Here is a 7240-nt window from a genome sequence, read left to right on the forward strand (position 1 = left end):
CCAGGCTGGTGCGCGCATGCTGTGCGCGAGTGGTATCGGTCCACATCGTTGATCCAAGGTAGTTTTTGGCAAAACCCCTGAATCAACGGCCGGCGAGGCTGTCAAGCTAACCCACTGATACCACTCACCTCAATTTCGGATCAGACACTTAGGCGAAGAGATGAAGAATGGCTGCGTAGGCCAAAGCTCCTAATTCGGGATTTAGCACCTGAAATATCGTTCGCTGTGGATGCCGACGGCGAGGTTTTCATTGTGGGTGGAACTGCTGTCGCTCCAGAGCAGGAGGAATTGCTCTTTCCGCTCTTGGCTTATCTCAACAGCAGTCATGTTAATGCTTTGGTAAAGCGTACAACTCCTCAGTTCCGAGGTAGCTTCCAGAAATTCGAGCCGCAACACCTCCAAAGCATTCCGGTCCTGCGCCGCTTGATAAAGGATGAAACACTCCAACGTCAGTTGGACGATCTTGCTCGTCTCGCAGTGACATCGAGTGGAGAAGCTAAGTCGACGGCTGTAGCTGACATTGACAGGGTAGTTGAAGCGGCAATGCGTGAAGCCAATATCGTCGCGGCCGAGTAAGATGCCCAACTGGATCGTCGCTGAGCGGGCTTACGATTTGCCCAGAAACATAGCTCTTCTCGATACGAATGTTCTTATTGCGCTTGCTAACCCGAGGGATGGCAACCACGAACATACGGTTGGGGCATTGGATCTGGGAGAGTACACTTGGGCTGTTCCTCACGCGTGCCTTATCGAAGCATGGAATATGCTCGTCGGGCGGGAACGGCGCACAGACTTAGCGTACGCGCTAATGCAGTGGGTTCTAACACCGGGGCAGGTGATCCTTGTTGGCGATGCGATAGAGCCGGTTGCGGCAGCACATACCTATTCGCAGATATTCAAAATCGATTTGGTCGATGCGAGCCTAATCGAATTGGCAACGCGGATTAGCCGAGAATGTGGGATGCATCCAGCAGTTCAGATTGCCACCTACGATACCGGAGATTTCGTTCGGTTCTTTGGTCGTGGCGACCTTAGCTTCAACGTATATGATATGCTAAATACATCTTCTACGGCCGATGCTGTTTGAATGGCGACACCGTCGCGACTCGAACGCGCGACATTTGGTTTAGAATACCGATGCTCTTTCCAGATGAGCTACGGGGCGAATCGCTATTCTCTGGTTTGCGGGCAATGCCCACGCTACTGATCCCTTTCGCAGCCCAGATTCTTCGCCTAGAAGTCTGATGCGCAAGGGCATCTTTCGCCAATTTGAAACTAAAACCCGCCATTCTCCTTCCGGCCCTTTCATTTTTCGAACGGATGCCCTGTTGAGGGCAGCAGGGTGTCGCAGCACCGTAAAAGACGATGGGAGTCTCTCGGGCCCCGGCCCACCGGGCCGGGGATGATGCTAGCGCGCGGCCTTTATCTGCTCAACGCGGGAAGGACACCGCGTTGCCGGCGTCGACGTTGAAGACGTTGCCGGTCGACTTGGCGGCAAAATCCGAGGCCAGGAAGTAGACCGCTTCGGCCACATCCTCGGGATAGACCGAGCGTTTCAGGAGCGAGCGGTTGCGGTAGTGCTCCTCCAGTTCGTCGACGTCGATCTTCGAGGACGCGGCGCGCTGCTCGCGCCATTCGCCCGACCAGATTTTCGAGCCGCGCAGCACCGCATCCGGGTTCACCACATTGACGCGGATGCCGGCCGGCGCACCCTCCAGCGCCAGGCAGCGGGCGAGATGGATCTCCGCCGCCTTGGCCGTGCAATAGGCCGCCGCGCCCGGCGAGGCCGCCAGGCCGTTCTTGGAGGCGATGAAGACCACCGAGCCGCCGAGCGCCTGCCTGCGGAACAGCCGAAAGGCCTCGCGCGCCACCAGGAAGTAGCCGGTGGCCAGAATGCCCATGTTGCGGTCCCACATGGCCAGCTCGGTCTCCTCGATCGGCGCCGAGGAGGCGATGCCGGCGTTGGAGACCAGGATGTCGAGGCCGCCCAGTTCGGTGCAGGCCTGGGCAAAACCCTCGCGCACCGCCGCCTCGTCGGTCACGTCGATCAGCACCGAGCGCACCTGATCCTTGCCGTAGGCCTTGGCGAACTCTTCGTGCGTCGCGGCGAGCGCCTGCCGGTCGATGTCGGCGAGCACCACGCAGGCGCCCTCGCCCGCCAGCCGGCGCGCGATCGCCTGGCCGATGCCGCCGGCGCCGCCGGTCACCAGCGCGACGCGGCCGGCCAGCGATTTCGGCTTCGGCATGCGCTGGAGCTTGGCCTCTTCGAGCAGCCAGTATTCGATGTCGAAGGCCTCCTGCTCCGACAGGCCCTGATAGGTGTCGACGGTCGATGCGCCGCGCATGACGTTGATGGCGTTGACGTAGAATTCGCCGGCGATGCGCGCCGTCGCCTTGTCCTTGGCGAAGGTGATCATGCCGACGCCCGGCACCAGATAGACCACGGCGTTCGGGTCGCGCATGGCCGGCGAGTTGTCGTACCGGCAGCGCTGGTAATAGCCGGCATAGTCCTCGCGGTAGGCGGCGACCGCCTGCCGCAGGCCCTCGATCAGCGCGTCGAGGTCGCCGGTCGCCGGATCGTAGTCGAGCACCAGCGGCCGGATCTTGGTGCGCAGGAAGTGGTCGGGGCACGAGGTGCCCAGCGCCGCCAGCGGCTTCAAGTCCTTCGAGCCGACGAAGGCCAACACTGCCTCGCTGTCGTCGAAATGGCCGACCTTGTTCTCGTCGCTCCCGATCAGGCCGCGGATCGCCGGCATCAGCCGGGCGGCCACGGCGAGCCGCGCCTCGGGCGGCGCGGCGCGCACCGCCTCGCCGCCGAAGACCGGCTTGCCGGCGGTCTCGCCTTCGAACCAGGCAATCGCCTTGTTGATGATCCGAAACGTCGTCTCGTAGCAGTCCTTGGCCGTGTCACCCCAGGTGAACAGGCCATGGCTTTCCAGCACCACACCCTTGGCGTTCGGATTCTCCGCGGCAAAGCGCGAGAGGTCGAGGCCGAGTTCGAAGCCGGGGCGGCGCCAGGGCAGCCAGCCGATCTCGTCGCCATAGACGCGGGCCGTGATCTCGCGGCTGTTCTTGGTCGCGGCGATCGCGATCACCGCATCCGGGTGCATGTGGTCGACATGGGCGTAGGGCAGATAGGCGTGCAGCGACGTGTCGATGGAGGCGGCGCGCGGGTTCAGGTTGAAGGTGCAGTGCGGCAGATAGCCGACCATCTCGTCCTCGTGCTCGAGGCCGCGATAGAGGCCCTTCAGTTGCTCCAGCTTCTCCTGATAGAGCGTGGCGAAGCCGTCGAGCTTCATGGTGCCGACGTCGCCGCCCGAGCCCTTGACCCAGAGCACGGTGACCGTCTCGCCGGTCAGCGGGTCCTTGGTGCGGACCTTGGCGGAGGTGTTGCCGCCACCGTAATTGGTGATGCGCTTGTCTGAGCCGAGCAGGTTCGAGCGATAGAGCAGCCGCCCCGGCTCGTCCAATTCCGCCGCTCGGCTGTCGTCCCACAGGTTTTGAAGGCGCGTGGCACCGCTTCCGTCCGACATGATCTCCTCCCGTCATTCGGCTGATGGTACCTTCATCCGTGGCGCAATGCCGCAGCGGAGTCAAACGGAAACAATCATCTTCGATCACAATCGATCGCGACCGCGCAGAGAGTCCTTGTCCTGCCTTGCCGTCATCTTCGGGCTTGTCTCGAGGACGACCACCGGTAGAGGCCAGGGAGGTAGGTTGCGGCCCGCAGGCATTTGCCCGTTGTCGCGCGCGCGTCTACGCTGCGCCCAAAACGACCGGCGCCAAGGGAGGCTCATGCACGAGCGCGAGCGACACCGCATCATTCTGAGTTCGCTGCAAGGCCGGCCGTTCGCCGGCGTGGGCGAACTGGTCGAGCTCACCGGCGCGTCGGAGGCGACGGTTCGGCGCGATATCGCCACGCTCGCCCTGGAAAAGAAGCTCAAGCGGGTGCGCGGCGGCGTCGAGGCGCTGAACGTCTCGCCCTATGGCGCCATCGTCGGGCGCTCCTTCCAGGCGACGGAGGCGATCCGTCTGCGCCAGAAGCGCGAGATCGCGCGCGCCGCGGCAGCCCTCTGCCAGGACGGCGAGGCGGTGATCATCAATGGCGGCACGACGACCTACCAGATGGTCCATCACCTCGTCACACGCCAGTTGCAGGTGATGACCAACTCGTTCCTGATCGCCGAGCATCTGATCAAGCAGTCGAAATGCGCGGTGCTGGTGCCGGCCGGCCATGTCTACCGCGAGCAGAGCCTGATCCTCTCGCCCTTCGAGGCCGACGGCATCGCCCATTTCGGCGCGCGGCGCATGTTCATGGGCGCGCAGTCGGTCTCGGCCTTGGGCATCGGCGAGACCGACGCGCTGATCGTCCAGTCCGAGCAGCGGCTGATGCGCCAGGCCGAAGAGCTGGTGCTGCTGGTCGATTCCTCGAAGTTCAAGGCACGCTCGACGATGATCGTGGCGCCCCTGGAGCGCGCCGATGTGCTCGTCACCGACGACGAGATTTCGGACGCCGCCGCGAGCTTCATCGAGGCGGCGGGCGTGACGCTCGTCGTCGCCGAGCGCCAGAAGGCCGAGAAGGAGGCCGGCGCGGCGTGAAGAGCCGGCCGGCATGCCGGCGCCGCCGATCAGGTGCCAAGCGTCTTCCAGACCTCGACGCCGCACTGGCGCTCGAGGAAGCCGTAGGGATAGGACGGCACGCCGCGGGCCGAGACTTTCGTCAGGTCCGCGATCTCCTCCGGCTCCAGGACCAGATCGGCCGCCCCGAGGTTTTCGGTCAACTGCTCGACGGTGCGCGCGCCGAGCAGGATCGAGGCGACGACGGGACGCGAGGCGAGCCAGGCGAGCGCCACCTGCGCGACGGGCCGGCCGTGCCGCTCGGCGATCGTCTGCGCCACCTTCAGGATCGCATAGGTGCGATCGGTGTTGCGCAAGTCGTAGGCCTCGACGCCCCGGTTCGGGTTCTCGCCGAGCCGCGTCGCGCCGGTGGGCCGCGCCTCGGCCGTGTATTTGCCGGTCAGCCAGCCGCCGCCGAGCGGCGACCAGGGCGTCAGCGAGAGCCCCACTTCCAGGCAGCACGGCAGCACGTCGAGCTCGATCTCGCGGTCGAGCAGATTGTACTGCGGCTGCAGCGCCACCGGCTTCGGGAAGCCGCCGGCCTCGGCCGTCGACAGGATCTTCTGGAGCTGCCAGCCGGTGACGTTCGACCAGGCGATGTGGTGGATCTTGCCGGCGCTCACCAGATCGCCGAGCGTCGCCAAGGTCTCGGCCACCTCGGTGTGCGGGTCCCAGCCGTGGATGAAATAGACGTCGACCGCCTCCATCTGCAGGCGCTTCAGGCTGGCATGGAGCGACCGCGTGAGATTGCGGCGCGACGCGCCATGGCTGCCGGGCACCGGCTTGAAGCGGCCCTTGGTCGACAGCACCAGTTCGTCGATGCCGCCGCGCTGACGCGCCCAGCGGCCGATGATCTCTTCCGAGGCGCCGGCGCCATAGACGTTGGCCGTGTCGATGAAGGTGCCGCCATGGTCGACGAACAGGTCGAGCTGGCGAAACGCCTCCGCCTCGCTGGTCTCGTCGCCGAAGGTCATCGTCCCCAGCGCCAGCTGCGAGACGATCGGTCCGCCCCTGCCCAGCGGCCGCATCGGCATGGTCGGTGATTTGGCTTGGTCTCGGCTCATGGTCTCTCCCCCATTTCGTGAATCTCGAAGACGCGCCGTGGGACGATCGTCCCACCCTTGCCCTGATGGCCTGAGCCGCGCGCTTCTCCTAAAGATGTCTCGTTCGGCCGATCCGGCAACCGCCATGCGCCGGCGGGCGCCGCATGGGCCTGCGTCCATGACCGGTTTTCGATGGTAGCGTCCGACCCGGTCGGAGGGAAACGCCCGAATCTGCACGGCGCTTTGCAAAATTGAAAAGGGCGCGATCCTCCCGGCGTCCGGCGCGATCGCCCGGCGGGCGCCGGCGGTCAGTCGGCAGCAGAGTCCGGACGCGCGGGCGCCATGCGCCGGCCCTGTGCCTGGTAGGCGCGCTCGTGGAGATCGTCGTCCGTGACGAACAGATCATCGGGATCGAGGTTCAACTCGCGGACCAGACGGTCCATCGCGTCGGCATGGGGCTCGATGCGTCCATCGGCCAGGATGTGCTCGACGGCGACGCCGCGCCTCACCAGCGCCCGAGACACCAGGATCGTGCGATGGCAGATGATCGGATCGCGCTCGGCGCACATCAGCGCGATGCGGTGCCTCGCCGCCCCGTCGATGACGCGCGCGATGCCCTCCTGAAACCGGGCGCTTTCGGCGAGCCGCTCATAGCTGATGCGCCCGCCTTCATAGTGCTCGGGATCGGGCGAGCGCGCGCCGAGCTCCCGGCCCAGATGAACATAGGCGATGCCCGCCCGCCCGAGGTCGGCCTGCAGAGCCTCGCGGTTGAACTGGGGATTGCGGCGGCTGAACGGAGTGGAACGGACGTCGGCGACGGCGGTGACGCCGTTCATCCGAAGCAGGCCGACGAAATGCTCGATCGGATGCGTCGAATGCCCAATCGTCGCGATGGTCCCCATTGCCGCCCTCCGGCCCCGATGCCGTGTTTCCTTGGACCCGGCGAAGCGCGGACGTCAATGGCGGCGGCCCTGGCGCCATGCCTCTCGCCGCGTCGACGGCGTCATGGCCTCGACGATGCCGAACGGCAGATCATCGAGGTTGGCGCTCCCTTCGTCATGCCTATCCCTTGCGGCCGTCGGCTCTGTGATGAAGCCCGCCCCCCTCCGCCCCCCCTATCATCGGCCGCCGCAGCGTCTCGATTCTTCATCCGCTCACGATACGCTCACGCCGTCGCATCCCCCCACGCCGTCATCCCGGCCTTGAGCCGGGATCCACGCCGCTGCGCTTCCGTCGCCACCATCGGCCAACATCAGGCCGGGCCTCCGCCGCTGCGGCGGTTCGTCGGACTTGGAATGGATCCCGGCTCAAGGCCGGGATGACGCCCTCGGGAAAGGGACGCGCCGAGGCGCCTGGCGCCGCGTGGGCGGCTGGAAGTCTCCCGCTGGCCTTCACCTTCTTCGTCATCCTCGGCCACTTCTCCGTCATCCTCGGGCTCCGTCCCGAGGATCCAGACTTTGCGACATTTGCCACCGGACGCTGTGGACTGTTGGTCCCGCCCCAGCGGCGGTGGACGCGGCGTCTCTGGATCCTCGGGACGGAGCCCGAGGATGACGACCTGGGGATAGGGATGCGCCAAA

The 7240-nt window shown here is 65.2% G+C and carries 6 protein-coding genes; 3 read left to right on the top strand and 3 right to left on the bottom strand.

Translation table 11 applies throughout. The features are described from left to right. Nucleotides 1–132: 132 nt before the first annotated feature. Together SMD10_RS24530 and SMD10_RS24535 are read left to right on the top strand one after the other, a co-directional pair. Entirely contained in the window at nucleotides 133–576 is a 444-nt protein-coding gene (locus SMD10_RS24530) for a TaqI-like C-terminal specificity domain-containing protein (protein WP_331688367.1), read from the top strand. 1 nt (nucleotide 577) lies between these two features. Next, nucleotides 578–1087, top strand: a complete 510-nt coding sequence (locus tag SMD10_RS24535) for a type II toxin-antitoxin system VapC family toxin (protein WP_331688362.1) — start codon at nucleotides 578–580, stop codon at nucleotides 1085–1087. 343 nt (nucleotides 1088–1430) lie between these two features. Here SMD10_RS24535 and SMD10_RS24540 read toward each other — a convergent pair whose 3' ends face one another. Further along, nucleotides 1431–3533, bottom strand: coding sequence for a bifunctional rhamnulose-1-phosphate aldolase/short-chain dehydrogenase (locus SMD10_RS24540; RefSeq protein WP_331688363.1), 2103 nt, complete (start codon nucleotides 3531–3533; stop codon nucleotides 1431–1433). Between the two features lie 262 nt (nucleotides 3534–3795). Between SMD10_RS24540 and SMD10_RS24545 the strand changes: the two genes are divergently transcribed. Beyond that, entirely contained in the window at nucleotides 3796–4599 is an 804-nt protein-coding gene (locus SMD10_RS24545; RefSeq protein ID WP_331688364.1) for a DeoR/GlpR family DNA-binding transcription regulator, read from the top strand. Between the two features lie 29 nt (nucleotides 4600–4628). Here SMD10_RS24545 and SMD10_RS24550 read toward each other — a convergent pair whose 3' ends face one another. Together SMD10_RS24550 and SMD10_RS24555 are read right to left on the bottom strand one after the other, a co-directional pair. Next, nucleotides 4629–5651 (bottom strand): aldo/keto reductase, encoded by a 1023-nt coding sequence (locus SMD10_RS24550; RefSeq protein ID WP_432757312.1) that lies wholly within the window; start codon nucleotides 5649–5651, stop codon nucleotides 4629–4631. Between the two features lie 317 nt (nucleotides 5652–5968). Continuing rightward, nucleotides 5969–6562 carry a DUF488 domain-containing protein gene (locus SMD10_RS24555; protein WP_331688366.1) on the bottom strand — a complete coding sequence of 198 codons (594 nt, stop codon included), beginning with the start codon at nucleotides 6560–6562 and terminating at the stop codon, nucleotides 5969–5971. Nucleotides 6563–7240: the final 678 nt, after the last annotated feature.

Source organism: Consotaella aegiceratis (assembly GCF_036541425.1).
GTDB classification, from domain to species: domain Bacteria; phylum Pseudomonadota; class Alphaproteobacteria; order Rhizobiales; family Rhizobiaceae; genus Consotaella; species Consotaella aegiceratis.

Coding starts and splice junctions, on each gene's coding strand:
- SMD10_RS24535 (WP_331688362.1), top strand. CDS start 578: ATGCCCAACTGGATCGTCGCTGAGCGGGCTTACGATTTGCCCAGAAAC.
- SMD10_RS24540 (WP_331688363.1), bottom strand. CDS start 3,533: ATGTCGGACGGAAGCGGTGCCACGCGCCTTCAAAACCTGTGGGACGAC.
- SMD10_RS24545 (WP_331688364.1), top strand. CDS start 3,796: ATGCACGAGCGCGAGCGACACCGCATCATTCTGAGTTCGCTGCAAGGC.
- SMD10_RS24550 (WP_432757312.1), bottom strand. CDS start 5,651: ATGCCGATGCGGCCGCTGGGCAGGGGCGGACCGATCGTCTCGCAGCTG.
- SMD10_RS24555 (WP_331688366.1), bottom strand. CDS start 6,562: ATGGGGACCATCGCGACGATTGGGCATTCGACGCATCCGATCGAGCAT.